This window comes from Desulfovibrio sp. JC010, assembly GCF_010470675.1.
Lineage (GTDB): Bacteria > Desulfobacterota > Desulfovibrionia > Desulfovibrionales > Desulfovibrionaceae > Maridesulfovibrio.
This window is the reverse complement of sequence record NZ_VOIQ01000001.1, coordinates 138921-163278: the sequence shown is the minus strand read 5'-3', so window position 1 is coordinate 163278 and position 24358 is coordinate 138921. Positions and strand designations below refer to the sequence as shown.

General features: G+C 51.6%; 25 protein-coding genes. 3 read left to right on the top strand and 22 right to left on the bottom strand.

The window, feature by feature from the left end:
• Nucleotides 1–96: 96 nt before the first annotated feature.
• The 4 genes from FMR86_RS00800 to FMR86_RS00785 form a co-directional block, all read right to left on the bottom strand.
• Nucleotides 97–1371 carry a 3-deoxy-D-manno-octulosonic acid transferase gene (locus tag FMR86_RS00800; protein ID WP_163349169.1) on the bottom strand — a complete coding sequence of 425 codons (1275 nt, stop codon included), beginning with the start codon at nt 1369–1371 and terminating at the stop codon, nt 97–99.
• A 37-nt stretch (nt 1372–1408) separates the two neighbouring features.
• Nucleotides 1409–2317 (bottom strand): D-alanine--D-alanine ligase, encoded by a 909-nt coding sequence (locus FMR86_RS00795; protein ID WP_163349168.1) that lies wholly within the window; start codon nt 2315–2317, stop codon nt 1409–1411.
• On the bottom strand, nt 2283–2942 hold the full coding sequence (locus FMR86_RS00790) for a phosphohydrolase (protein ID WP_163349167.1): 660 nt from the start codon (nt 2940–2942) through the stop codon (nt 2283–2285). Before FMR86_RS00790 ends, FMR86_RS00795 begins: the two co-directional genes overlap by 35 nt.
• Nucleotides 2943–3102: 160 nt before the next feature.
• The gene (locus FMR86_RS00785) at nt 3103–3387 is read right to left on the bottom strand and encodes a hypothetical protein (protein ID WP_163349166.1); all 285 of its coding nucleotides are present in this window, start codon (nt 3385–3387) and stop codon (nt 3103–3105) included.
• Nucleotides 3388–3796: 409 nt separating this feature from the next.
• Between FMR86_RS00785 and FMR86_RS00780 the strand changes: the two genes are divergently transcribed.
• Nucleotides 3797–4114: a TusE/DsrC/DsvC family sulfur relay protein gene (locus tag FMR86_RS00780; protein WP_163349165.1), complete on the top strand. Its 318-nt coding sequence runs from the start codon at nt 3797–3799 to the stop codon at nt 4112–4114.
• Nucleotides 4115–4279: 165 nt separating this feature from the next.
• On the opposite strand, the gene FMR86_RS00775 is transcribed toward FMR86_RS00780, so the two are convergent.
• Together FMR86_RS00775 and lpxB are read right to left on the bottom strand one after the other, a co-directional pair.
• A complete protein-coding gene (locus tag FMR86_RS00775; RefSeq protein ID WP_163349164.1) occupies nt 4280–4990 on the bottom strand; it encodes a hypothetical protein in 711 nt (236 codons plus the stop codon).
• 35 nt (nt 4991–5025) lie between these two features.
• Nucleotides 5026–6153, bottom strand: a complete 1128-nt coding sequence (lpxB, locus tag FMR86_RS00770; RefSeq protein WP_163349163.1) for a lipid-A-disaccharide synthase — start codon at nt 6151–6153, stop codon at nt 5026–5028.
• A gap of 238 nt (nt 6154–6391) precedes the next feature.
• Here lpxB and FMR86_RS00765 point away from each other — a divergent pair, with 238 nt between their 5' ends.
• Entirely contained in the window at nt 6392–6652 is a 261-nt protein-coding gene (locus FMR86_RS00765; protein ID WP_163349162.1) for a hypothetical protein, read from the top strand.
• 61 nt (nt 6653–6713) lie between these two features.
• Here FMR86_RS00765 and FMR86_RS00760 read toward each other — a convergent pair whose 3' ends face one another.
• Nucleotides 6714–7496 (bottom strand): A24 family peptidase, encoded by a 783-nt coding sequence (locus tag FMR86_RS00760; protein WP_163349161.1) that lies wholly within the window; start codon nt 7494–7496, stop codon nt 6714–6716.
• A gap of 107 nt (nt 7497–7603) precedes the next feature.
• On the opposite strand from FMR86_RS00760, the gene FMR86_RS00755 reads away from it, so the two are divergent.
• The gene (locus FMR86_RS00755; protein WP_163349160.1) at nt 7604–8893 is read left to right on the top strand and encodes a phenylacetate--CoA ligase family protein; all 1290 of its coding nucleotides are present in this window, start codon (nt 7604–7606) and stop codon (nt 8891–8893) included.
• Nucleotides 8894–8929: 36 nt separating this feature from the next.
• Here FMR86_RS00755 and FMR86_RS00750 read toward each other — a convergent pair whose 3' ends face one another.
• The 15 genes from FMR86_RS00750 to rimP all read right to left on the bottom strand — a co-directional run bounded on the left by FMR86_RS00750 (nt 8930) and on the right by rimP (nt 23933).
• The gene (locus FMR86_RS00750) at nt 8930–9850 is read right to left on the bottom strand and encodes a metal ABC transporter solute-binding protein, Zn/Mn family (protein WP_163349159.1); all 921 of its coding nucleotides are present in this window, start codon (nt 9848–9850) and stop codon (nt 8930–8932) included.
• A 71-nt stretch (nt 9851–9921) separates the two neighbouring features.
• Nucleotides 9922–10827, bottom strand: coding sequence for a metal ABC transporter permease (locus tag FMR86_RS00745; protein WP_163349158.1), 906 nt, complete (start codon nt 10825–10827; stop codon nt 9922–9924).
• Nucleotides 10827–11555, bottom strand: coding sequence for a metal ABC transporter ATP-binding protein (locus FMR86_RS00740; RefSeq protein ID WP_163349157.1), 729 nt, complete (start codon nt 11553–11555; stop codon nt 10827–10829). The genes FMR86_RS00745 and FMR86_RS00740 overlap by 1 nt, the downstream gene beginning before the upstream one ends.
• Nucleotides 11556–12494 (bottom strand): metal ABC transporter solute-binding protein, Zn/Mn family, encoded by a 939-nt coding sequence (locus FMR86_RS00735; protein WP_163349156.1) that lies wholly within the window; start codon nt 12492–12494, stop codon nt 11556–11558.
• Between the two features lie 3 nt (nt 12495–12497).
• A complete protein-coding gene (locus FMR86_RS00730; RefSeq protein ID WP_163349155.1) occupies nt 12498–13130 on the bottom strand; it encodes a DUF6162 family protein in 633 nt (210 codons plus the stop codon).
• A 159-nt stretch (nt 13131–13289) separates the two neighbouring features.
• Nucleotides 13290–15530 carry a polyribonucleotide nucleotidyltransferase gene (pnp, locus tag FMR86_RS00725; protein WP_163349154.1) on the bottom strand — a complete coding sequence of 747 codons (2241 nt, stop codon included), beginning with the start codon at nt 15528–15530 and terminating at the stop codon, nt 13290–13292.
• A 250-nt stretch (nt 15531–15780) separates the two neighbouring features.
• Nucleotides 15781–16050, bottom strand: a complete 270-nt coding sequence (gene rpsO, locus FMR86_RS00720; protein ID WP_163349153.1) for a 30S ribosomal protein S15 — start codon at nt 16048–16050, stop codon at nt 15781–15783.
• A 72-nt stretch (nt 16051–16122) separates the two neighbouring features.
• Nucleotides 16123–17055, bottom strand: coding sequence for a tRNA pseudouridine(55) synthase TruB (gene truB, locus FMR86_RS00715; RefSeq protein ID WP_163349152.1), 933 nt, complete (start codon nt 17053–17055; stop codon nt 16123–16125).
• A gap of 102 nt (nt 17056–17157) precedes the next feature.
• The gene (locus FMR86_RS00710; protein ID WP_163349151.1) at nt 17158–18123 is read right to left on the bottom strand and encodes a bifunctional oligoribonuclease/PAP phosphatase NrnA; all 966 of its coding nucleotides are present in this window, start codon (nt 18121–18123) and stop codon (nt 17158–17160) included.
• Nucleotides 18086–18439 (bottom strand): 30S ribosome-binding factor RbfA, encoded by a 354-nt coding sequence (gene rbfA, locus FMR86_RS00705; RefSeq protein WP_163349150.1) that lies wholly within the window; start codon nt 18437–18439, stop codon nt 18086–18088. The genes FMR86_RS00710 and rbfA overlap by 38 nt, the downstream gene beginning before the upstream one ends.
• Before the next feature lie 39 nt (nt 18440–18478).
• Nucleotides 18479–18766: a DUF503 domain-containing protein gene (locus tag FMR86_RS00700; RefSeq protein WP_163349149.1), complete on the bottom strand. Its 288-nt coding sequence runs from the start codon at nt 18764–18766 to the stop codon at nt 18479–18481.
• A gap of 55 nt (nt 18767–18821) precedes the next feature.
• The gene (infB, locus tag FMR86_RS00695) at nt 18822–21725 is read right to left on the bottom strand and encodes a translation initiation factor IF-2 (RefSeq protein WP_163349148.1); all 2904 of its coding nucleotides are present in this window, start codon (nt 21723–21725) and stop codon (nt 18822–18824) included.
• 6 nt (nt 21726–21731) lie between these two features.
• Complete coding sequence (locus tag FMR86_RS00690; RefSeq protein WP_163349447.1) at nt 21732–21971, bottom strand: YlxR family protein; 240 nt, start codon at nt 21969–21971, stop codon at nt 21732–21734.
• Between the two features lie 45 nt (nt 21972–22016).
• The gene (gene nusA / locus FMR86_RS00685; protein WP_163349147.1) at nt 22017–23390 is read right to left on the bottom strand and encodes a transcription termination factor NusA; all 1374 of its coding nucleotides are present in this window, start codon (nt 23388–23390) and stop codon (nt 22017–22019) included.
• A gap of 75 nt (nt 23391–23465) precedes the next feature.
• Complete coding sequence (rimP, locus tag FMR86_RS20790) at nt 23466–23933, bottom strand: ribosome maturation factor RimP (RefSeq protein WP_163349146.1); 468 nt, start codon at nt 23931–23933, stop codon at nt 23466–23468.
• Nucleotides 23934–24358 lie beyond the last annotated feature (425 nt).

Sequence of the window (24358 nt, the reverse complement as noted above, 5' to 3'; positions counted from 1 at the left end):
TTAAACCCTTTTCCAAAAGGGTTTAAGAATCCCAAAACGTTTCAGTTGTTTAGTTTTGAAGTTAGCAATAATTCTGCATTTTAATCGCCGAAGGCATTAAATGTTCCTTTTAATAGCTTCGCAAACAGCGTCAGTTCCGCCGCGCATGTCTGCGAGATATTTTTCGAAATCTTTTTTGACCTTTTCAGGCTTGAAGGCTTTTTTGCTGATGTCAAGGAGGCCTTGAAGCACTCCCTGCCAATCCTGTTCCTGACGGGCCAGTTTCTTTTCGAAAATTTCTTCGCCGATCCATGTGAAATTGGACCAGTAGGGTCCGATGACCGGGGTCACGCCGTGCATGAGCGGCTCAAGGAAATTCTGTCCGCCCACCGGGGCCAGCGATCCGCCGATGAAGGCCGCACGGGCAAGGGAGAACGCGGACTGCATTTCACCGAACACATCCCAGAGAACCACATGGCCAAAGGGTACGGTGCTCTCTATTTCTGAGCGCAGCACCCACGGCAGACCTGCGTCTTCAAGCATCTTCTTCCATGCCTCAATACGGTGCATGTGGCGCGGGAAAAGACCGATCACGGTCTTGGGGCGTTCTTTTTTCAGTCCCTCAGCCAGCTTGAGCACCTGTGATTCCTCCTCCTTGCGCACCGAGCCGAGAATGATGAACGGGGTCTTGGGGCGGAAGATGGAGGAAAGCGGGTTGGCGGTGTAGGGCACTGCCGCTGCTGTTCCGGTGCTGTCAAACTTGACATTGGGCATGGTTGAGACTTTTTCGATCTCAAAAAGGGTCTTGAAGCGGGTGGCATCGTCTTCGGAAATGGCGAGGATTTCCTGCGGAGCCACGGAACGGAAAAATTCCGGCAGGGCCATGTATCCGGCAAGGCTCTTGGTGGTCATGCGTCCGTTGACAATGATCACTTTTACGCCGAGCTCTTTGCAGGCGGAAAGGAAGCCGGGCCAGATTTCAGTCTCGATGAGCACTACCAGCTTGGGGCGCACAGCTTCAAGGGCCTTGCGGGCGATCTCCGGGCTGTCAAAGGGAAAATAGGTTGTGGCAGCGGAAACATTGCGCGGATTGGGGCTCAGTCTGTATGCAGTCCGTTCTATCTCGGACATTCCCTGCGCTGTATTGGTGGTCAGCAGGAATTTGGTCGGGCCGGCCATGGAGATATTTTCCATGATTCGGGAAGCTATCTTGGCTTCACCGGCTGAAGCGGCCTGAATCCAGACATCCGCACGGGGCGGCAGGCTGTGTTTGAGGGTTCTGCGGTCGAATCCTTCCCTTAACCTGTCATTTTTCTTGAGAAAAGGGATGGCGGCCTTCCAGCCGAGACCGTAAAGAAAAGATACAGCTTTGAGTTTGAGCGATACTGACATGTGTTGATCCTGACGTTTCCGTTCCGTTTGAAAAAAGTTACTTCCGCTTTTTTTGTCCCAGTTCAATGAGTTTTGCGATCAACTCGTTGAATGGATAGCCTGCCTCCTGAGCGGCTTGCGGGACAAGGCTTGTGGGAGTCATGCCGGGGAGTGTGTTAACTTCCAGCAGGTAGGGGACTCCTTCAGAAATTATGAAATCAGCCCTGCTGTAATCGCTTAAGCCCAGCAGCTTGTGGACTTTGGCCGTGATCTGCTGAATCTGTTCAGTCAGTTCCGGGGCGATGGGGGCGGGGCATATCTCTTCCGCCCCGTCAAGGGCGTATTTGCTGTGATAATCAAAGAATTCGGCATTTTCGGGCGGATTGATCATGATCAGGGGCAGCGGCTCACCGTCGAGAATACCGCAGGTGACTTCCACGCCTTCGATATATTCTTCCACAAGAGCACTGTCGCCGAGGCTGAATACAGTCTCGATTCCTTTTTCAAGCTCCTCCTGAGTACGGGCAAAGGTCATACCCAGACTGGAACCGCCGTTGTTGGGCTTGATGAAAACCGGAACTTCTAGTTCTTCCAGTCCCTTGCAGCCTTCGGCAGGGCAGACCAGCTCCCATTTCGGGGTGCGGATTCCGTGGTGGTCAAAAACGGTTTTGGTGGCCCCTTTGTTCAGGGTCAGGAAAGAGCTTTCCGGTTTTGCGCCCTGATAGGGACAATTGACCTGATTTAACATGGCCTGAATCAGGCCGTCCTCGCCCGGAGAACCGTGCAGGTTGATGAAGGCGAAATCAGCATGTTCAGCAAGAAGCAGAATGTTTTTGAAGTCTTTTGCAGGGTCAACAAATTCAACATCATGTCCGAGTTCCAGCAGTGCTTTTTCGATACCTTTTGCACCGCTCAGGGACACTTCGCGTTCATCAGACCAGCCGCCCGCAATCAAGAGAACATGCATTCAGATCAACTCCGATAAGTTTGCCGAGTCTGTCCTCAAGGACGAGGGCCTGCTCGAATGTTTTATGAATTCTTTGTTTGATTTTTTCGGTCTTGCCGTAGCGGACCTTCAAATCATTGAATCTTTTTTCAAGTGTGGTGAATGAGTCATGCATCACGCGTTTGTCGGCGTAACTTATTACCAACGGAAGGAAATATTTGTCAGCCTCAGGCTCGAAGGGCCAGAATACGTGATGCAGCACGCCCATGGCAATGGCCGGATTTCCGGTCAGCTGCATGGCCCATGCGGCACCTATCTGGCTGTGGTTGCCGCTGTGGAGAATGCAGTAGCTTTTGGCAATGTCATGCAGAAGGGCCGAAGCCTGAATGGTGGGTATATCAACATCTATCCCGGCTTCCGCAGCAAGTGTGGAAGCCTGAACCGCCACTTTGGCCACCAGCATGCTGTGGGCTTTGATGTTTTCAAACATCTGGTAATCATCCCACCACGCGATGCATTGCTCGGCGGAAGGGACACCCCATGCCGGATCAATAGTTACAGGCATAGGTGGAATCAGGGTGGACTCCATGGGCGGGTAACCGGGGGTGGGTTTGTCCGGGGTTTTTATCAAGCTGGTTTTATTCATAGAAAGCTGTTGCAAACAGTTGTTGGCTGAAACTTCCTTCTATTACCATTTTGCTACTGAAAAGGCAAAGCCCCGAAAACAATGTTTTCGGGGCTTTGCCTTTTCAAAAAAACGAACACTTATGTTCAATGAAAATCGTTTTTGGTGCAGTTGTAATTTTTTATTCCGGTACATCTTCCTGCAGCAGGGGGTCGGAAAGGAGTTCCATGATTCTGGCCATGTTGAAATCATGCGCTCCGTCAATGGCGCCTTCCTGAGCACTGGCTTCCACGGTCTGTTCCAGCAGTTGTTCCGGGTTCTGTTCAGCGGAATTAAGCCCGGCTCTGATGTTTCCGGAAACCGAATCCAGTTTCTGTTCGCGGGTGACGCTGGCCTGTGCAGGGGGCGCGGAATTTTCATTTCTGACAGGTGTTTTTATTGATTCGTTAACAAAACTGATTTCCATTTGAATCCTCCTGATTTTATGGAAATTAGAAAGCATGAACTGTTCCGCCCGATAAAAAATGTTTTATTGTAGGGTGTTACTTTTAGTGTTGCGGACAAAAATTCCGTATTCGAAATCGAGGAAAGTGAAAAGAAGTGTAAAGATTTTCCGCTTTTTTCTAAAGAAGGAATTAATTTTGTATGGGGAATATTGCGGTGTGTCATGTCCGGCAGCAAAGATTTTGGACATTATTGTGTGAAATATGCAAACTCGTACAATATTTTTCTTGAATTTTTCTTGCCAAGGTTTTAATTGGCTCTTTGGGTGAGTGAGAAATTTTCTCCGAAACTGGGTTTCGGGAAATTCACTATAACCTGTTGTTAAAGTGCCGAGCGCGCTTTTACGAGTAATTTTTTTTAGGAGGTTTTACATGGCAATCGTTGAATTCATGGGAAAAAGCTTTGACGTAGACGAAGACGGTTTCCTGCTCAAGTTCGAAGACTGGTGCCCCGAGTGGGTTGATTTCTGTAAAGAAAGCGAAGGCATCAAAGAACTGAACGAAGAGCACCAGAAAGTTATCGACTTCTTGCAGGACTACTACAAGAAGAACGGTATCGCACCCATGGTCCGTATCCTTTCCAAGGTTACCGGATTCAAACTCAAGCACATTTATGAGCTGTTCCCCTCCGGTCCCGGTAAGGGAGCTTGTAAAATGGCTGGTCTGCCCAAGCCTACCGGCTGCGTATAGTTTTATAAGTAAATCAGTTTGTGAATTGTGGAGCAGTCACGGTGATTGCTTCACAGCGAGTCCAAAGTCAGAAAAACCCCGGGGATCGGCTCCGGGGTTTTTTTTGTTGGCACTTTCTAGACTGAATGAACTCTTTGGCGAGAGTGATATGTCAGATTTCCTTTCTTACCGTTGAACCTTCCCGATCAACCGCTGCAAAGAAATAAAATCCGTAAACCGATACCAGGGTTTATCAATTATCTCAGCTGACTTTATCTCTTCATCCACATCACCCTGCTCAAATTTATCCATGATCAGTACTGTCTCCGCCCGCTGGTCAAAGGCGGCAAAGAAATCTTTTTGCGCCTGACTGAGTTCTCCGTAATTTGCTGAGCTGAACAATTTTTCAGCGATTTCTTTATTCACTTGCCCGGCAAAGCCGATGGAGATTTTCTGCTCGGTGGAGATTAGTTTTGTGCAGATGCGCACTGCCGTATAATCGGGCAGGGAGGCCAGCTCGCTTTTGCCTGAGCCGGGCGGGATCAGGAAGGTGCGGCAATAGTAGCTTTCTCCCGCTATTTCACGGGTGTAAATGCCGGTGTTGGGCAACTTGCCTCCCGGAACCTGCTTGGAGCGGACATTCCAGCCCTGTCTTACGTCGAGGATTTCCACCCATGCGCCATTTGTGCCGTCCCGGTCAGCATAGAAATAGGTGCGCACATTGGCTTTGCCTTTGCTCTCTTTGTATTCACCCTGATATTCCAGACCATTGAATTTTACGGTCAGGGTAGGTGATTTGGTGGAATAAAAGCCGTGCTTGCCGGGAATTTTACGGGCCACGCATCCGCAGAGGATGAGTGTTGCCAGCAAAGTGATGAGCAGGATTGTTTTTTTCATATCGATATCCGGGGTTCAGGTTTCCGGTTATGTGGCTACAGGCTTTTAAGGTCCTGTAGAATCGTCTCGGCGGTGCGTGCGGCCACGCCTGGTTCGCCGATCATTTCACGCAACTCTTTTAACTCCGCTCTAACATTCTGTGCTGATTCAGGGAAGCCCACCCACTGACGGATCTGTTTGTAAAAGTTATCCGCAGTGGCGTTTTCCAGCAGGTATTCCGGGAGGATGGATTTATCCGGGATAATATTGGCAAGGCTGACATACTTTATGTTGAGGATTTTTTTTGCCAGAAAGCCGCTTATGGGAGACATCTTGTAGGCCACCAGAGTAGGGGTGCCGATGAGGGCGCATTCCAGGGTCGCAGTGCCGGAAGCGGCCATGATCACATTGGAGTTGCGCATGAGGCGGTATCTGTTTTCAGGCTGGTTGATGGTTACCGGAATGTGCTCCGGCCAGAAGTTGCGCAGTTTTTCTTCTTTTACTCCCGGTGCGCGGGCAATGGAAAATTTAAGTTCCGGGAAATCTTTTAAGAGCCGCTCGGCTGCCTGTGCGAATTCGGGCAGCAGGGATGAAATTTCCTTGCTGCGGCTGCCCGGCAGAATGCCCACCAGATTGGGGTCCGGGTCGATTGCGTCAAGTTCATCAAGGGGCATGAGATCCAGCAGGGGATGGCCCACGTACTGGGCGTCCACCCCGCGATCTTTGAAAAACTGCTGCTCAAATGGCAGGATGCACAGGATTTTGCGCACATGTTTTTGCAGGAATTTTGCCCGGCCCTGCCGCCATGCCCAGATTTGGGGAGTGATGTAATAGTAGACCGGAATATCCAGCTTACGGGCGATCTTGACCAGCCGGAAGTTGAAGTCCGGGCAGTCTATGAGGATGATGGCCTTGGGGCGTTCCGCTTTAAGGATGTCTTCGATCTGGCCGAAGAGCTTGAGCAGTCGGGGCAGCTTGGGCAGTACTTCGGTCAAACCCACCAGCGAAATCAGCTGCATGGGGTAGCGGATGTTGCAGCCTGCTTTTTCCATGGCCGATCCGCCCATGCCCATGACCTTCAGGCCGGGGTCGCGTACCATGAGCTCTTTAGCGAGCCTCGCTGCGTGCATGTCGCCGGAAGCTTCGCCCGCGTTGATCCAGATGCTGTTATTTTTAATGTTCATATTTTTATCTCTTATATTATTAAAAAACCTATGTGTTTTGGTATTGTAAAACGGGATAGTACGTTTGCGGTCTTCAAAAAGCAATGTCGGCCATGGCTATTTCTTTTGTAGCGTTAATAACAGTCTCAGAAAGAGTTGAAGCGGGGAACTGCTTGCAATGATGGATTAAATAGTGTTATCTCAGGCAAAGGTAGTGAGGTATTTTCTAAAAATTTCATTTATTAAGGAGTAATACTCAATGGCTCAAAAGAACGTAAAAAATATGATGGGCGTTCTGTCCGGGGTTTTTGCCCATACCGGTCACCTTTCCAAAGAAGAAGCCATGGAAATGGCAGGCATGGACGAAGCAGAATTCAAATCTGTTTATGAAAAAGCTGCAAACGTTGTTAAAAAGCTGGAAAGCTACGACAGTGCTGCTGAAAAATACGACAACTTTTCCGAGCACCTCTGGGAAGAACTTCAGGAATACGTCAAGAAGTTCGGTCCTTTCGGTATCTAGGTTCTTTTTCCCGTCTTTGATGGGTATAAAGGAGGATGCTTTGCCCGCATCCTCCTTTTTTTTAAATTAAATACCAGTTCCAGAACGGATCGGCGTATAAAATGGTCAGCATGGACCCCAGAGCCAGAAACGGCCCGAAGGGGATCATTGAACCGTATTCCTGATCCTTATCCACCACCATCATGATTAAGCCTGCCAGCAGTCCGGTGAAGGCCGAAACCGTGATCACCAGCGGCAGGTTCTGCGGCCCGGCCAGCGCGCCGATCATGAACATGATTTTAACATCCCCCAGTCCCAATCCTTCCACGTCCTTGAGCCCCCGGTAGAGTAGGCGCAGGGACCAGAACAGCCCTCCGCCGATTCCAGCACCAAGCAATGCCCCTTCCCAGCCCACAGGAGTAAACAGGGCCGCGCAGGGGACAGCTGCGATTGAACCGGGAATGGTGATGATGTCCGGAAGGATGAAGGTGCGCAGGTCAATAAATGAGGCCACGATCATCAGCCCGCCGAAAAACATGTAGATCAGCCATTCCACCGAAGGGCCGAAGGTGAGCATTAGCAGCACCGCCCAGGCCATGGAAACAAGCTCAATTACAGCGTACATGGGGCTGATTTTCTGTTTGCAGGATGAGCATCTGCCGCGCAGCAGCAGGTAGCTGATAAGCGGGATGTTTTCAAACCAGCGGATGGTATGACCGCATTGGGGGCAGGTGGAACGGCGCGGATTGGTCAGGGTCTGACCGTTGATGTAGCGCAACACCGCGCAGCCGTAAAAACTCCCCAGAACCGCTCCGATGAGGGCTGCGGCGGCAATATGAAATATATTTATGGAAATCAGATGCATGTTGACCTTGGATAACTTGAAGATTTAGGGTGCTTGTGCAAAACAATTGATCCATACGTGGATACGACACATCAGATAATTGAACAAGCTTTCTACGGAGACCAGGAATGGGCGGCAAATATAGATTTATACCGGAACTGAGTGCGCAGGAACTGGCTGATAAACAGCTGCAGGGATTGAAAAAGACAGTGGAGCATACTGCTGCCAACAGCCCTTTTTATCAGGCGCAGTACAAGGAGCAGGGAGTTGAGCCCGGCGACATCAAATCCCTTGAAGATTTGCAGAAACTTCCTTTCACTACGGCCGACCATCTCAAGGAAGGGTATCCGCTGCCGCTGCTTTCCGTTCCTGAAGAAGATGTGGTGCGTATCCACGGTTCCAGCGGAACCACCGGGAAACGCAAGATTCTTTCTTACACCCGCAATGATATCGAGACATGGAAAAACATGTTCGCCCGCTGTTACGAACTTCCGGGCCTGACCACCCTTGATCGGGTTCAGGTCTGTGTGGGGTACGGTTTGTGGACTGCCGGGGCCGGATTCCAACTCGGCGCAGAACATTTCGGGGCCATGACCCTGCCCGTGGGACCGGGGATGCTTGAAATCCAGCTCCAGATCATGGAAGATCTCGGCGCAACCTGCCTCTGTTCCACAGCTTCCATGGCTTTGTTGCTGGGGGAAGAGGCCCGTAAGGCCGGTATTGTGGAGCGGCTGAAGCTCAAACGTTGTATCTTCGGCGGTGAAGCTGCTTCACCCAAGATGCGCAAGCAGTTTGAAGAAGCCCTTGGACTTGAAGGAAGCTACGATATTACCGGTATGACCGAGCTTTACGGTCCCGGAGCAGGGGTCGAGTGTAACGCCCATGACGGCATTCATTACTGGGGCGATGAGTACATCGCCGAGATTATTGATCCGCTGACCCTAAGGCCCGTGCCTGACGGTGAAGTTGGCGAACTGGTGGTGACTACCCTGAACAAGGAAGCTTCTCCGTTGGTCCGTTACCGCACCCGCGACCTGACCCGGATTATTCCCGGTGAGTGTTCCTGCGGTTGTACCATGCCCCGTCACGATACTATTTCCGGACGCAGTGACGACATGTTCATCTTCCGGGGCGTGAATATTTATCCCGGCCAGATCGCATCTGTGCTGGAATCTTTCCCTGAAGCAAGTTCCGAGTACCAGATTTATCTTGAGCGTCGCGAAGGGTTGGATCACATGTCCGTGAAGGTCGAACGCAAGGTCGGAGTTTCCGCAGAGAATGACACAAACCTCGCCAGAGCCATCTGTGATGAGATCAGGAAATTCATCCTTGTGCGGGCCAACGTGGAAATTCTCAAGCCCGGCCTGCTGCCCAGAAGTTTCGCTAAGACCAAGCGTGTGTTTGATGAGAGAAGATAAAAGAAAGCGGGGATGTTGTTGGACATCCCCGCTTTTTTACTCCAACCCACCATATATCCTTTCCAGATTCTCCGAATAGAATTCAAGCAGTCTTTGCTTGGGCGGTAGATGCGGATCATTGGCAGTGACCAGTGTGGTCAGTACCACCGGGTGCGCGCCGTTATTCACTATTGCTTCAAATATTTTACCCTGCGGCATACGGTTGCAGAGCACGGTCTTGATTTCATTCTCGCGGATGGACTGCGCAAGTGCCGCAACATCCGCATCGTTCCAGTCTATTTCCTGCTTCAGGAAACTGTCCACTACCTCGATTCCGAATTCTGAAATGAGATAATCGAAATCTCCGGTCAGGCTGATTACGTCCATTGATTCCAGATCAATGAATTTTAATTCGTATTTTGTGCGCAGCTTGAACAGCTGCTGCTTCAATGATTTAAGATTGTTGTCGATTACTGCGGCCTGATCCGGGTATAGGGCCATGAGATCCTTGGCGATGAAGTCTGCCATTTTGGTCAGGTTTCCGGGGGAACGCCAGATAAAGGGCGAGACATTGCCGCCGGTTTTTTCCTTGATCAATTTTACCCCGGCCTGTGTTTTATCCACCGGGGCGGAGCCGTCAATTTCAACAATGCGCACATTGGCGCGACGGGCGTAGGGGTAGAGATCATCGCGATTCCAGATGGAACGGATGGTCACGCAGGCAGCAGCACCCATGGCTTGCTCGTTGAATTCACGAGCGTGTTTTTTGAAATAGCGGGCTTGCGAATTCATAGAATAGGTCGATGGCACAGTCTGGATTGTCTGAATCCTGGTATCGGCGGTCAGAGTCTGGGTGAGCAGCTTTGTTGCTTTTAGTGAAGTAAGAATCTGCATGCCCGAAGTTCGGGGTTGGGTAGTAGACTGCTTGGCGCAACCGAGCAGGCAAAGCAGCATGATTAAGGGCAATATTTTTTTCATATCAATATCCTGTAAATTAACCCCTTGCCCGAAGGGCAATAAAAGGGATTCCAAAGGGTCTTATCAGCTCACTAAACAGCGGCTTCCCTGAAAGCGGGCAAAGTTGCACGCAATAGCGAAGTCAGTGCAAAAAATACAGCAGCAACAATAATAATCGCCCCGCCGGAAGGCACGGGTATTTCGTACTGCATGGGAATGATTACCCCAAGCAGGCAACTCAGTGTGGCAAAGAACATGCTGTAAAAGAAAAATCCGCGCATGGATTTGCTGATGTTGCGCGCAGCCGCTGCCGGGATGATGAACAACGCCTCCACCAGCACCGCACCGACGATTTTCAGTGCCGCCACGGTAATTACTGTGATGATGAGGATGAACATGTAATCCACCAGCTTCACATTGATACCGCGTACATGGGCAAGGCTGGGGTTGAAACTGGCCAGCAGGATTTTGTTGAACATGGGCAGGCAGACAGCCACGCAGAGCAGGCAGATGATAGCCAGCACGTTGATGTCGGTGTTGTTCACGGTCAGGATGGACCCGAAAAGGATGTTGTCCAGCACATGCATGTTGACCTTCCCGGTTACGTAGAGCAGCACGCAGGCACCCACGGCCAAGGATATGGATAGAAATACCCCGATTACCGTGTCCGAGGACATACGGGTCCGGTTGCGGGTGTAGTTCATGAGCAGCCCGAAAAGGATGCAGAAACCGAATAGGGATACGTAGGGCGCGGTGTACGGTTCGCCGAGGACAATGCCGAGAGCCACACCGGTGAGTGCGGCCTGTCCCACTGCCTGCGAGAAAAAAGCAAGCCGTTTGGCAACCACCATGGTTCCGATTCCGCCGAGGATGGGCCCGGCCAGCAGGGAGCAGATCAGGGCGTTGATGACGAAAGCGTACTGGAAGTAGTCGGGCAGGGTGCCGCTTCTGCCCATTTCCATGAGCGGGGTTCTGATAAGATCGTAGATGAGTTCCATTATGCTGCCTGCCTTGCGGAGCTGAAGATATTCAGGATGCGCTCGGCACTGAGTTCTTCCGTGGGGCAGCCGGAGAAAAGCACCTCGCGGTTGATGCAGGTTACGCAATCGCCGATTTCTTTCACCTCCATGAGATCGTGGTGGATGATCAGGATGGTTACTCCTTTGGCTTTGAGCTCTTGCAGCAACCCGCGCATGATGGCCGCCCCGGCCTTGTCCAGCCCGGTGGTGGGTTCATCTAGGATGAGCAGGGCAGGGTCGGGAAGCAGGGCTTGAGCCAGCAGCACACGCTGTCTTTCCCCCCCGGAAAGCTGCCCGAAAATGCGCTTGGATTTTTCGGCCATATTGACCCGTTCAAGGGCGGAGTTAATTGTTTCACGATCCTTAGCGGCAGGATTCATGAACGCGGGTCTGCTCTGGCAGGTCATGGACATGAAATTTTCCACGGTGACGGGCAGGGTGGTGTCGTAATTGAGAGTCTGGGGCACATAGCCGATGGTCCGATTCTCCTGCCAGTCAATGTGGATGGCCCCGGAATGGGGCATCTGCCCCAGCAGGGAGCGCAGCAGGGATGTTTTGCCGCCGCCGTTGGGACCGATGATGCAGTGCAGGGCCCCGGAGTAAATTTCAAAATTGAGTTTTTTAAGAATCTCCGTGTTGCCCAAGGTAAGGCTTACGTCATTAAAGCTGATGGACGGGCCGTATTTAGTTTCAAGCATGGTATTCATTTATTCCCCTGCCTTGATTTCATGGGCTTCGATGAGGGCATCGGTCAGGGCTTTCATATTGTTCTCAATACCCTTTTCAAAATCATCAGCAGCGTATGAGCCTCCGGTGAGGTGGGAAAGATGGCGGATGCGGATTCCGGTTTCTTCATGGATAGTGTCCACGTATTTGTCCGGGAAATGCATTTCAGTGAAAATGACATCCACCTTGAGGGCCTTGATTTTCTTGATGGTCTTGGCGAGCTGGTTGGCAGTGGGCTTGAGTCCGTGGTTGGGTTCGATTACTGCGGTGACCTGAAGGCCGAAATCCTGCAGCAGATAGTCATAACCGCCGTGGATGGTGGCGCAGCGGAATTCCACATCCGGCAGATCTGCAATGCGCTGCATATATTTTGCTTTGAGTTTGCGCAGCTTACGCACGTATTTACGCGCATTCTTTTTATAATATTTAGCGTTGTCCGGGTCTATCTCAGCCAGCTCGGCAGCAATGGTGTATATCTGCTGGATGGAGGTGGTCACCGATATAAAAGTATGGGGGTTGACGATTTTAAGGTCGTCAATGTTCCCGGCCACCGGGATGAGCGAGACATCCTTGTTGGCAAAGATGACCGGGATTTTACCTTTCATCCGGGCCGCTGCGAGGATTTCCATGGCAAATTCATCATGACCGATGCCGTTGACCACCAGTACGTCCAGATTCATTACCCGTTTGATGTCTTCCGGCTGGGGACGGTAGTTGTGCGGGTTGAATCCTTCACCGATAAGAGGTTGCACAACAGCCCGGTCCTTTACGATGTTGCTTACAAAGCTGTAGTAGGGGTGCAGAGTGGTGCCGATGACCAGTTTGTGACCTTCAGTGCGGTCCTGCTCTTGAGCGTAGCCCTGTGCGGCAACAGATATAACCAGCAGTGCGGCCAGTATGAAAATTTTTATGCGTGACATGGTTTAACCTTTTATCCTTTTAACTTCATCTTCTCCGCTGTAGGCGATGACTTCTTTCCAGCCTGCGGCGATAAATCCCTGATCGGTAGCGACCTGCGGGGCAGGTTTGTTTGCGGAAGTGTGGTACCAGATTTCATAAGGGGCATGGCGCGGTCCGGTTCTGGCACTGCCCTGTTTCTTTTTGTGGTCGTGGAGGAAAAGCAGGATAAATGAACCTGTTGATTCGCCTTGGCCCGGATGTCCGGTATATAGTGCGATATCCATGGAGCCTGCCGGACGCAGTTCCCTGTTCCAGCTGAAGCGTCCGCTTTTTTTCCACGAAGCGTCTCTGGTAAAAGGCGGCATGAATTCTTCTTCAAGCTGCGGCACGGTGAGCCATTCCTCTCCTTCATTGTGGATTTCATTGATTTCAACCGCAGCAGTGTACAATCCGTTGAATACGGCCAGTTCTTTATCATTGAGATCAGAGAAGGCCCTGATCTGGAAGTTTGCCAGATCAGCGACTTGTGACTGCTTTTGATTGATAAAAATCAGCGTGGCGCAGGTTATGCCTACCAGCAGGGCAGCGAGCAGGACATACATGGTCTCCTTGCCTTTACCTGAAGGTGAAACCAGTTGCCGGGGTGGTTTATTCATAATGTTTCCTGTTGATGTGATATCGGGGATGAAAATCATTATCGCTTGAAGAGGGCGACGTCAAGCAAGTGAAGGAATTATATATGCGCAGTGTTTGGCATTAAAAAAGCCGCCCGGTGAATTACCGGGCGGCTCTTAATATACTTTGCGTGGCAGAGATTATCTGCGGCGTCTGTCGTCACGACGTCCGCCACCGCGTCTGTCATCACGGCGACCGCCGTCACGTCCGCCGCGACCGCCACCGGGGCGTCCGCCGCCCATCTTGAATTTCTCAAGATCTACTTCCTGTCCGGCCTGCTCCATGAGCCATGCCTTGCGGGAGAGACGGATACGGCCATTGGGCTGTACTTCAACAACTTTAACGGTGATTTCCTGACCGAGCTGTACAACATCGGTAACTTCAGCGATGCGCTCAACGTCGATCTGGGAGATGTGCAGCAGACCTTCAAGACCGGGCAGGATTTCAACAATCGCGCCGATTTCGAGGATCTTTTTAACGGTACCCACGTAGTTTTTACCCAGTTCTGCGGTCTGGTCGTAGTACTGAACCATTTCCACAGTTGTCTTGAGGGACTCAAGGGTGGGTGCGAAGATGGAAACCTTACCGGAATCTTCGATGTCGATATCGGCAGCGGTTTCAGCAGTGATCGCCTTGATGTTTTTACCGCCGGGTCCGATGAGATCGCGGATCTTTTCGGGGTTGATCTGCAGTACTTCCATCTGGGGAGCGTTCACGGAAAGTTCAGCTCTGGGTTCGGCAATAACCTGCTTCATGTCATCGAGGATGATCTGGCGGGCTTCTTTTGCCTGACCGAGCGCGTTGCGCAGGACTTCTGCGGGGATACCGCTGATTTTGATATCCATCTGAATTGCAGTGATACCTTCTTCAGTACCGGCAACTTTGAAGTCCATATCGCCGAGAGCATCTTCATCACCGAGGATGTCGGTGAGAACGTAGTACTCGTCGCCTTCCTGGCAAAGCCCCATGGCGATACCTGCTACAGGCGCGCTGATGGGTACACCTGCGTCCATGAGGGACAGGGTGGTGCCGCATACGGAAGCCATGGAGGAAGAACCGTTGGAGTCCATTACCTCGGAAACTACACGCATGGTGAAGGGGAATGCTTCTGCTGCGGGCAGTACCGGAGTAAGAGCGCGTTCAGCCAGAGTTCCGTGGCCGATTTCACGGCGGGAAGGTGCACGCAGGAATCTTGCTTCACCAACGCAGTACGGAGGGAAGTTGTAGTGCAGCATGAAACGTTTGGTGTCTTCACCGATGAGGGTTTCAAAACGCTGCTCATCACGGGTGGAACCCAGTGTGCAGACAGCGAGAGCGGAAGTCTCACCGCGGCGGAACAGGGCGGAACCGTGGGTCATGGGCAGGCTGCCTACTTCCATGGAAAGATTACGTACGGTGGTCAGGTCACGACCGTCAATACGAACGCCGTTGTCAACAATGCGTTTACGAACGATTTTCTTTTCAAGATCGCCCATGACATCGCCGACAGCTTTTACTCTGGCAGGCTCTTCGGGGAATTTTTCCTCAACCAGTGCCTTGGCTTTGGCTTTAACTTCAGACTTGGCATCTCTGCGTTCCATCTTTGCGGGAATGGAAAGTGCCTTGTCGAGGTCATCAGAAAAGTTCTCGGTAACGAGGGTGATAACTTCTTCGTCTTTAACTGGTTCAGCCACTTCCATTTTGGGGCGGCCTACTTTTTCGCGCAGTGCGTCCTGCAGGTCGAACATGGGAGCCATCTGCTCGTGTCCCCACTCCAGTGCTTCAGCAATGGTGTTTTCAGACAGGAACTGGGAACTGCCTTCAACCATGATGACTGCGTCGCGGGTAGCGGCGAAGACGAGGTTGAGTTCGGACTGCTCAGCCACACCTTTGTAGGTGGGGTAGAGTACGAATTCGTTATTGACGTAGCCGACGCGGGCTGCAGCAACAGGACCGTTGAAAGGCAGGTCGGAGATGTGCAGGGCTGCGGATGCACCGGTCATGGCCAGGACATCGGGGTTGGTGTCGGTATCAGCGGAAAGAACAGTTGCGATAACCTGAACTTCGTCGCGGTATCCTTTGGGGAACATGGGGCGGATGGGGCGGTCCATAAGACGGGAAACAAGGGTTTCACGGTCGGAAGGACGACCAACTTCACGGCGGAAGTAACCGCCGGGGATGCGGCCTGCTGCGTAGGTTCTTTCGAGGTAGTTGCAGGTCAGGGGAAAAAAGTCGCGCGGGCCGTCTGCGGCCATGCCTACGGCAGTAACGAGAACAACGGTGCCGCCGGACTTGATAAGTACGGTTCCGTTGGTCTGGTTAGCCATACGTCCGGTTTCCAGTGTGATGTCGAGATTACCGACCTGACCGGATACGGAAGTGGGTTCAAAAGGTACTAACATTTAGATTCCTCATTAAATAAGTTGTAATGTCGGAACCCGGTGCTGTCCGAATTTTCCAGCCGGCTAAGGGAGGATTTCATAGACGGGGATGAACCCCTTCCTCAGCCAACTAAAAATCCATTGCAGGAGAGCACGGATTCCACTGTTCGATTCAATCTAACTACCATCTATATGATGTAAAGTCAGATGAAAACACAAATGTGTGAATATCTATAAAAAAAGGGGAGGGTAAACCCTCCCCGGAAACTGCTTATTTGCGCAGACCAAGTCTTGCAATAAGATCGCGGTAACGCTGAATGTCTTTGGACTTCAGGTACTTCAGGATGTTTCTGCGCTGGCCGACCATTTTGAGCAGGCCGGTGCGGGAGTGGAAATCCTTTTTGTGGCTCTTGAAGTGGTCGGTCAGGTACTTGATTCTTGCGGTAAGAAGAGCAACCTGTACTTCAGGGGAACCGGTGTCACCTTCTTTGGTCTGGTATTCTTCAATTACTTTTGCCTTGTCTTCAGCAGTCATAACCATAGCGTTATCCTCCAATTCGCGTTTAAACGCGAATGTTTAGTTGTGCCGGAAGTTGATAATCCCGCGGGGGAATCAGCCCCACAGGCCGCGAAGAATTACCCAGAGAAGCTTATCGTCGATCTGCTTTGTCTCCATTAGAGCCAGAGCGGTACCGTCAGGTTCAAGGAACATTGCCCTTTCTCCTTCGATAATTTCCTGATCAGCAGCAATATCCGCGACAGGGATTCTTGTTCCGTTCTTGATGGCTCCTGACATGTCTTCCGAAACGGTAAACCTGTGCCAGTGGGGCAGGGCATCCGCAAGGGGAATAATCCGTGCCTCGAATCCTTCAGGATCGGCAAGAACCTCGTCGAGGTTGTGCGCTTCACTGAGCCGATAAGGTCGGCTTTCTTCACGCCTAAGTGATTCCATTACCGCGCCGCATCCGAGCCGCGACCCCAAGCTATGGACCAGGGAGCGAATATAGGTGCCGGCAGAGCACCCAACCCGGAAACGGGCCAGTGGCAGAGTCACTTCCAGCGGTTCTGCGTCAAATATTTCAATGCTCTTGATCTTGACCGGGGTTTCTTCCCCTTTTCTGGCCAGTTCATAGAGCGGTTTGCCTTTATGCTTTGCAGCCGAATAGGCAGGAACTTCCTGACTAGTCAAGTCATTCCAGTGTAAAATTTCATTTTCCACCATTTTTTCCGTAATTTCGGAAATGTCTCCGGTGGATGTTTCAGTTCCCTGAATATCGTAAGTGTCTGTAGTTCTACCGATACTTAAGCTGCCAGTGTATACTTTATCATGTCCGAGTAAATAAGGCCCTAACTTTGTGGCCTGACCGAGCATGACCAGCAGTACGCCCTCCGCCAGAGGATCAAGGGTCCCGGCATGGCCGATTTTGTACTGCTTCAATTCGCGCTTGATGGAATTGAGGCAATCAGCAGAAGTGGGGCCGCTGGGCTTATTAAGAACCAGAACGCCGTGCTTCTGGAATGGACTTTTTTTTGGTTTTCTTCCCATATTAACTAATGCCTTCGGCGAGCCTCCCGGCGGGCTTAAACCCTTTTGCAAAAGGGTTTAAGAATCCCAAAACCTTTTATCGAGGCTTCGCCTGAGTGAAATTTAATTCATGACCTTATCGCCAATTGCTGTGATAAGTCTTTCGCGGACGGTTTCCGGTGCATTCTCAATCAAGCCGCCGGAAGCGTTCTTGTGACCGCCGCCTCCGAAGAGGGAGGCTACAACCTGTACGTTGTCGCGGGACTGGGAACGCAGGCTGAACTTGTAGCGCATGGGGCTGTCCTCGCGGATGAGCACTGCCACGCGTACGCCCTTGATGCGCAGGATAAAACTGACCAGTCCTTCGCAGTCCGAACCTGCTGCACCTGCTTCATCGAGCATTTCCTGCGGGATGAAGAGCATGGCGGTCTGTCCGTCATGGTGCATTTCAATCTTGCCCAGCGCGGTGGCCCAGAGATTGATGCGTTTCATGGTCCACTGGTTGCGGATTTTGGGTACAAACTCACCGAGATCGAGACCGTAGCGGATGATGTCCGCGATGATTTCAAGGGTCTCGGGCTTGGTGTTGTTGTAGGTGAAAAAACCGGTATCCGTGGCAATGGACAGGTAAATGGACTCGCCCAGCCTGCCGGAAAGGGAAATTTTCAGTTCGCGGGCAATGAGGGTGACCATTTCACCTACTGCCGGGCGGTTGGTATCCACCCAGTTCACGGCGGCAAAGCCGGAGTTGCCCATGTGGTGGTCGATATTGATGGATTTTTCCGGGTCCATGGCGTTCATGAGCGTTTCGCCCATGCGCGGCGCATCACCGCAATCAAGGATGATGTACCAGCCCTCGAACCCTTTAGGGATTTCGGTCAGAATAGGTGCGGGAGTCTCGAACCATTCCATGGCTTCGGGCATGCCGCTCTGGTTGTATAACCTGTAGCGTTTTCCAAGCTTTTCAAGAATGTATCCCATGGCAGCGGTGGAACCCAGGGCATCCCCGTCCGGATTGAAGTGCGCTGCTACGAGAAAGTCGTCTTCTTCTTTAAGAATCCGACATATCTCTTTCAGTCGAGCTTCCATAAACCATCTCCTCGAGGAAGTTGTCGTGCACGAACCTGAGTTCGGGAATCTGGCGGGTGCGAATACGTTTGCTGAGCTTGGAACGCATGAAGCCTTTGGCTTTGTCCAGTGCCTTTACAGCAGCGGCAATCTTGTCCTTGTCCCCGGCCATGGTGAACATCACCTCGGCGATTTTATTATCTTTATTCATACGCACTCCGCTGATGGAAACCATCTCCAGACGCGGGTCACCGATCTCTTCAATGAGCATGGTGGCGATTTCGCGCATGATTTGGTCGCCCATTTTTACAGAGCGGCGTGATGTAGAAGTTTTCATTTTGTATATCCTCTAAAAAAATATTCCTGATCATAAAGATCAGGAACTGAAAATTTCTGTTTCGCAGTGGATAAGCTCGGCCGGGGCCATGGCTTCAATCATGGCTAGAGCCTTGGATAGCCTGCTTTCCACCTTGCGGGTTTCATTGGCGACAGTCACTGCGGCGAGTACCAGCCTTTCGTGAGAGTCCATTGCTTCAACTTCGGATACAGAGAGGTTGAACTTGTTTCGAAGCTTCTGCTTCAGGCTGAGGGATATTTTGCGTTTCCCCTTGAGTGATCTGTTTCCGTGCAGTCTGAATTCCAGTGAGAGTACGCCGATGATCATATCTAATTTTAAATCAGAGACGGAAGCAGTGCTTCCGTCTCTGATGTTTTTTATCTTATTCGAGTGTTCTTGCTACTTCCACGACCTCGAAGGCTTCGATGAAGTCGCCTTCCTTGATGTCGTTGAACTTCTCAAGACCGACACCGCATTCGTAGCCTTTGGCCACTTCCTTGGCGTCATCTTTGAAGCGTTTCAGGGAAGTCAGGGTTCCGGTGTAGATAACTACGCCGTCACGCAGCAGACGAACCTGAGCATGTCTGGTCAGCTTGCCATCGACCACGTAACAACCGGCGATAACACCGACTTTGGGTACGGAGAAGGTCTGCTTGACTTCTGCCTGACCGAGGTACTCTTCCTTGATATCCGGGGAGAGCATGCCGCCCATGGCGTCTTTGATTTCTCCGACCAGCTTGTAGATGATGTCGTAGAAGCGGATTTCCACTTCTTCGCGCTCTGCGATTTCCTTGATCTTCACAGTCGGTCTTACGTTGAAGCCGATGATAATCGCCTGTGAAGCGGAAGCCAGCAGGATGTCGGATTCAGTGATCGCACCGGCACCGCCGTGGATGACTTCAACCTTGATCTCTTCGGTAGCCAGCTTGGCAAGGGCTTCGTTGATCGCTTCAAGTGAACCCTGTACGTCAGCCTTGAGCACAACGTTGAGGGTCTGCACTTCCTGATTCGGCTTGGAAGCGAGGAAGGATTCAAGGGTAACCTTGGATTTACCTGCCAGTTCGCGTTCACGGTGTTTGAGCTTACGTTCCTGAGCAATGCGGCGGGCCACTTTGTCGTCAGCTACGCAGATAAACTCGTCACCAGCTTCGGGGATGCCGTCAAAACCCTGAATCTCGACCGGGAATGCCGGACCTGCGGATTTGATCTTGCGACCGCGGTCATCGAACATGGCACGTACACGACCGTGGTAGAGACCGCAGACAAAGGGATCGCCCTGATTGATGGTACCTTCCTGAATGAGGACAGTACCCACGGGACCACGGCCCTTGTCGAGCTTGGCTTCAACGATGTTACCGCGTGCGCCCTTGTCCGGGTTGGCCTTGAGTTCGAGAACTTCAGCCTGCAGCTGAACCATCTCGAGCAGGTTGTCCAGACCGGTACCCATTTTAGCAGATACGGGAACGAACATGGTGTCGCCGCCCCAGTCTTCGGGAACGAGGTCGAAGTCAGCCAGTTCACGCTGTACGCGTTCGGGGTTGGCTCCTTCCTTATCCATCTTGTTGACAGCAACAACGATGGGTACGCCTGCAGCTTTGGAGTGGGAGATAGCTTCACGGGTCTGATCCATGACGCCGTCATCCGCAGCTACTACGAGGATAACAATATCGGTAACCTGTGCTCCGCGCATACGCATGGTGGTAAACGCTTCGTGACCGGGAGTATCGAGGAAAACGATTTCGCCGCGGTCGGTGGAAACGTGGTACGCACCGATATGCTGGGTGATGCCGCCTGCCTCGCCGTCGGTAACCGCACTGTGGCGGATGGCATCCAGCAGGGATGTTTTACCGTGGTCAACGTGACCCATGATGGTCACGATGGGCGGACGGGGTTTCAGGTGCTCTTCCTTATCCGCTTCGCTGGTAGGTACAAGCAGCTCTTCTTCGGAGTAGGATACGTTTTCTACTTCGTATTCGAACTCTGCAGCAAGCAGGGTGGTTGTATCAAGATCCAGAGACTGGTTGATAGTTGCCATTACACCGAGACCGAAAAGGGTCTTGATGAGTTCCTGAGCTTTGAGTCCCATCTGGTGGGCCATGTCGGAAAGACGGATGGCCTCGTTGAACTTGATTTTACGTTTGGCGGCCTTGAGGGGCTTCTGAACAACAGGAGTCTGCTCAACGCGGTTCCTGCCTTTCTTGCCTTTTTTCTTGCCGCGAAACTTGCTTTCAAGTTCTCTTTCGCTGTCGTTTTTGCGGTAATCCTTACCGAATTCGACAACGCGCTTGTCTTTCTTGAATTTCTTCTTCTTGCTCTGATCATTGCCGGGAGCCGGTGCACCGGGAACTGGTCTTCCACCGCCGCCACCGGGCCTTCCGCCGCCGGGACCACCGGGACGACCACCACCGGGACCGCCGGGACGACCACCACCGGGTCTACCGCCGCCGGGACGGCCTCCACCGGGACGACCACCGCCGGGTCTTCCACCGCGACGGTCATCGGAAGGTCCGTCGCCGCCGGGACGACGTCTTGCTCCGCCCGGACCTTCTGCAGCACGCTGTGCAGCCTGAAGGTTGGGATCAGGTCTGGAAATAATTTTTACTTTGGGCGCTTCTACTTCTTTTTTCTTCTTGCGCTTTTTCTTCTTGGGCTCAGCCTCTTTGGCTTTTTCGCCTTCTGCCGCAGGCTTTTTCTCAGCTTTTGCTTTGGCTTCGGCCTTGGGTGCTTCAGGAGCCTCTTCCTTGGGAGTGTCCTGTTTTTCTTCAGCAGGAGCTTCCTTCACGGCTTCTTTCTCTTTAGCTACCTTGGCGGCGGGGGGCGTTTCCGCTTCGGGAGCTGCGGGTTCTTCGCTTGCGGGGGCTTCTTCTTTCTTTTCCAGTTCTTCAGGCTTGATAATTTTTACCTTGGGCTTCTCGCTTTTGGCGGGAGCCTTCTTGGCGGGCTTTTTCTTTTCAGGAGCCTTTTCTTTAGGAGCTTCCTGTTTTTCTTCAGCAGGGGTTTCCTGCTTCTCTTCTTTTACGGGAGCTTCTTTTGCTTCCGCTTCTTCTTTCGCTTTTTTGCGTCCGCCTTTACGACGGCGAACGATAACGCCGGGCTGAACCTCGCGCTGTTCCACTTTGCCGGACTTGCCGGAAAGTTCCTTGCGGACGGCATCTGCCTCTTCCGCTTCAATGGCGGCTACAGTGCTTTTCGCCTGCACGCCGTGTTCGCGGAGCTTTTGAAGGATGTCTTTGGCATTGACCCCGAGCTCGGCGGCCAATTCCTTTACTTTGATTTTTGAAGCCATATGGTACTACCCCCTGAAGTTCTTCTTCCGTGGCCGAAAAAATTTAAATCTTTCAAGGCACTTTTCGTTGCCGCAGACATAATATCCACGACCCTGCATTGCCTTTTTCTCATCCGGAATAAGTCCGCTGTCGGAAGCCCCCTTGCCCACAACGAACCTGGACAGTTCTTCCTTGGCAAAACGCTGCCTGCAAATGACACATGACCTTGTGGGTACATGTTTTTCTGTGCTGTCCTTTCCGGTCAAATACAATAGCCTTTATTGAGACTCCGGGGTTTCCCCCGGAGTGTATTATTCTTCGTCAGAAGCTTTTTCTGCTTCTTCGTCTGTTGCGTCTTCAGCGGTTTCATCCGCAACCTGCTCTTCCGCTTCAACGGGAGCATCGGTTTCAACTGTTTCTGCAACTTCTTCTTCAACTGCATCCTCTTCAGCATCACCTATGCCCAGCAGCATGATCGCGGACTTCATGTCGGATACTTTGGAGGAAGTCATGCCGGAAATGGACATGAGGATTTCCTCAGAAGCATTGGCGACCTGGCTGACGGTTTCAAATCCTGCGGAGAGGAAATTGTCTACCGGAATTTCAGCAACGCTGGCCAACTGGTCAAGGCCCTTGCTGGCGGCGTTCATTTCGCCGTAGCGGCTTTCAGTGAAGACGTCGATTTTCCAGCCCAGCAGTCTTGAAGCCAGCTTTACGTTCTGTCCTTTGCGGCCGATGGCAACGGTGAGCTGATCATCGGGAACCACGACTTCAAGGGTCTTTTCCTCTTCATCTACTGCGATTCTGGTGATCACCGCAGGGGAGAGGGCGTTCTGGGCGTATTTAGCGATATCCTGACTCCAGACGACGATGTCGATGCGTTCGCCGCGAAGTTCCTGAACAATGTTCTGGATGCGGGAACCGCGAATACCGACACATGCGCCAACAGGGTCAACATCACGGTCAAGGGAGTTCACAGCCACTTTGGCACGCAGGCCCGGATCACGGGCAACACCCATGATTTTAACAGTGGCGTCGTCCACTTCGGGGACTTCCCTTTTGAAAAGTGCGCTCATGTAGTCCGGGTGTGAGCGGGAAACCACGATCTGGGGACCGCGGGATTCTTTCTGCACATCAATGATGAAAGACTGGACGCGGTCACCGCGTTTGTATCTTTCGCGGGGAATCTGCTCATTCTTGGGCAGAACTGCTTCGGTGCGGCCGAGGTTGATGATCCAGCCTGTACGGTCGCGGCGCTGGATGATGCCGCTGACGATTTCGTGCATGCGGTTCTTGAATTCATCGTAGATGATTTCCTGTTCCGCATCGCGCATGCGCTGGATGATGACCTGCTTGGCGGACTGGGCGGCGATCCTGCCGAGGTCTTCGACTTTGAGCTTGAAGCCCATTTCATCGTCGATCTGGACGTTGGGATCGTGTTCTTTTGCTTCCTCAAGGGTGATTTCGCTGATTTCGTCTTCAACTTCTTCTGCAACTACCTTGAACTGGTAGACTTCGATTTCACCGGCTTCTTCATTGAAGTTGACCTCGATATCCATGGCGTCGCCGTATTTGCGGGCCACAGAAGAACGTACCGCTTCTTCAAGGGTATCGATGAGCAGGTCTCTGTCGATCCCACGGTCCTTGCTGATCTGGTCAATCGCCTTTTTGAGTTCAGAACCCATATCGCTCCTCCGCTTCGGCTCAATTTACTGACACATGGGTGGTGCCGGAGTGCCGAATGACTGCCTAATTAATTTTTATTTAAACTCGTGGATGAGTTTTGCTTTCTTTATTCTGTCCCATTCTATTTTGATGGGATCTTCCTGATCTTCGAGCTTGAGCAGGAGCCCTTCCTCGTCGGTTTCCTGAAGAAGGCCTTTGAATTTCTTGCGGCCTTCAATGGAAAATACGAGGGCGACGTCCACTTTTTTACCGATGTATGCGGACATCTGCTCCGGAGTGAAAAATTTTCTTTCCAGCCCGGGGGAGGAGACTTCAAGGACGTATGCGCTGTCGATGATTTCCTCAACCTCAAGCATGAGACCTATGTCTCTGCTTACTTCTGCGCACTGGTCGATGCTTACGCCTTTTTCACTGTCAATATAAATGATGACAGCAGGGCGATTTGCGGAAGTGACTTCCACACCCCAGAGGGTCAGCCCCATTGATTCAATGGACGGCTCCACGAACTGGCTTACTTTTTTGGCTAATGAGCCCTGTTCCACGACTTACCCCGTGTATATGATTTTCAGGCTGATAAAACAAAAAAAAGTGGACCTGAAAAAGGCCCACCTCAGCATCTTAACCCAACGAAAGGTTATAAAATTGAGGCCGATGCGTGTGTATGAGGTTTGCCTGAAACTTCAAAAGTCAAGATGCATACCCGTTGGGAACACTGAGTTACACCCGCACCGAGTTCAGCAACTTAGGCATAACCCGGATCAATGTCAAGTACTGAATGAGTGTTGGGGCAGGGAGCGGAAAATAGCGGGGAATCCCCAGTTGCAGGTCGATTGATTAGTATCATTATATTATAACACCCGCAAGCCCGACACTCTTTGACTTTATCTGTTCATGCAGGTAGATTTGACTTATCACGTTCCGGATTTATCATTAAGTTATACGGAACACATTAAAACAGGATAAAAAA

Excerpts from the sequence above, each read along its gene's own strand:
- FMR86_RS00800 (WP_163349169.1), bottom strand. The coding sequence starts at position 1,371 with ATGTCAGTATCGCTCAAACTCAAAGCTGTATCTTTTCTTTACGGTCTC.
- FMR86_RS00795 (WP_163349168.1), bottom strand. The coding sequence starts at position 2,317 with ATGCATGTTCTCTTGATTGCGGGCGGCTGGTCTGATGAACGCGAAGTG.
- FMR86_RS00790 (WP_163349167.1), bottom strand. The coding sequence starts at position 2,942 with ATGAATAAAACCAGCTTGATAAAAACCCCGGACAAACCCACCCCCGGT.
- FMR86_RS00785 (WP_163349166.1), bottom strand. The coding sequence starts at position 3,387 with ATGGAAATCAGTTTTGTTAACGAATCAATAAAAACACCTGTCAGAAAT.
- FMR86_RS00780 (WP_163349165.1), top strand. The coding sequence starts at position 3,797 with ATGGCAATCGTTGAATTCATGGGAAAAAGCTTTGACGTAGACGAAGAC.
- FMR86_RS00775 (WP_163349164.1), bottom strand. The coding sequence starts at position 4,990 with ATGAAAAAAACAATCCTGCTCATCACTTTGCTGGCAACACTCATCCTC.
- lpxB (WP_163349163.1), bottom strand. The coding sequence starts at position 6,153 with ATGAACATTAAAAATAACAGCATCTGGATCAACGCGGGCGAAGCTTCC.
- FMR86_RS00765 (WP_163349162.1), top strand. The coding sequence starts at position 6,392 with ATGGCTCAAAAGAACGTAAAAAATATGATGGGCGTTCTGTCCGGGGTT.
- FMR86_RS00760 (WP_163349161.1), bottom strand. The coding sequence starts at position 7,496 with ATGCATCTGATTTCCATAAATATATTTCATATTGCCGCCGCAGCCCTC.
- FMR86_RS00755 (WP_163349160.1), top strand. The coding sequence starts at position 7,604 with ATGGGCGGCAAATATAGATTTATACCGGAACTGAGTGCGCAGGAACTG.
- FMR86_RS00750 (WP_163349159.1), bottom strand. The coding sequence starts at position 9,850 with ATGAAAAAAATATTGCCCTTAATCATGCTGCTTTGCCTGCTCGGTTGC.
- FMR86_RS00745 (WP_163349158.1), bottom strand. The coding sequence starts at position 10,827 with ATGGAACTCATCTACGATCTTATCAGAACCCCGCTCATGGAAATGGGC.
- FMR86_RS00740 (WP_163349157.1), bottom strand. The coding sequence starts at position 11,555 with ATGAATACCATGCTTGAAACTAAATACGGCCCGTCCATCAGCTTTAAT.
- FMR86_RS00735 (WP_163349156.1), bottom strand. The coding sequence starts at position 12,494 with ATGTCACGCATAAAAATTTTCATACTGGCCGCACTGCTGGTTATATCT.
- FMR86_RS00730 (WP_163349155.1), bottom strand. The coding sequence starts at position 13,130 with ATGAATAAACCACCCCGGCAACTGGTTTCACCTTCAGGTAAAGGCAAG.
- pnp (WP_163349154.1), bottom strand. The coding sequence starts at position 15,530 with ATGTTAGTACCTTTTGAACCCACTTCCGTATCCGGTCAGGTCGGTAAT.
- rpsO (WP_163349153.1), bottom strand. The coding sequence starts at position 16,050 with ATGGTTATGACTGCTGAAGACAAGGCAAAAGTAATTGAAGAATACCAG.
- truB (WP_163349152.1), bottom strand. The coding sequence starts at position 17,055 with ATGGGAAGAAAACCAAAAAAAAGTCCATTCCAGAAGCACGGCGTTCTG.
- FMR86_RS00710 (WP_163349151.1), bottom strand. The coding sequence starts at position 18,123 with ATGGAAGCTCGACTGAAAGAGATATGTCGGATTCTTAAAGAAGAAGAC.
- rbfA (WP_163349150.1), bottom strand. The coding sequence starts at position 18,439 with ATGAAAACTTCTACATCACGCCGCTCTGTAAAAATGGGCGACCAAATC.
- FMR86_RS00700 (WP_163349149.1), bottom strand. The coding sequence starts at position 18,766 with ATGATCATCGGCGTACTCTCACTGGAATTCAGACTGCACGGAAACAGA.
- infB (WP_163349148.1), bottom strand. The coding sequence starts at position 21,725 with ATGGCTTCAAAAATCAAAGTAAAGGAATTGGCCGCCGAGCTCGGGGTC.
- nusA (WP_163349147.1), bottom strand. The coding sequence starts at position 23,390 with ATGGGTTCTGAACTCAAAAAGGCGATTGACCAGATCAGCAAGGACCGT.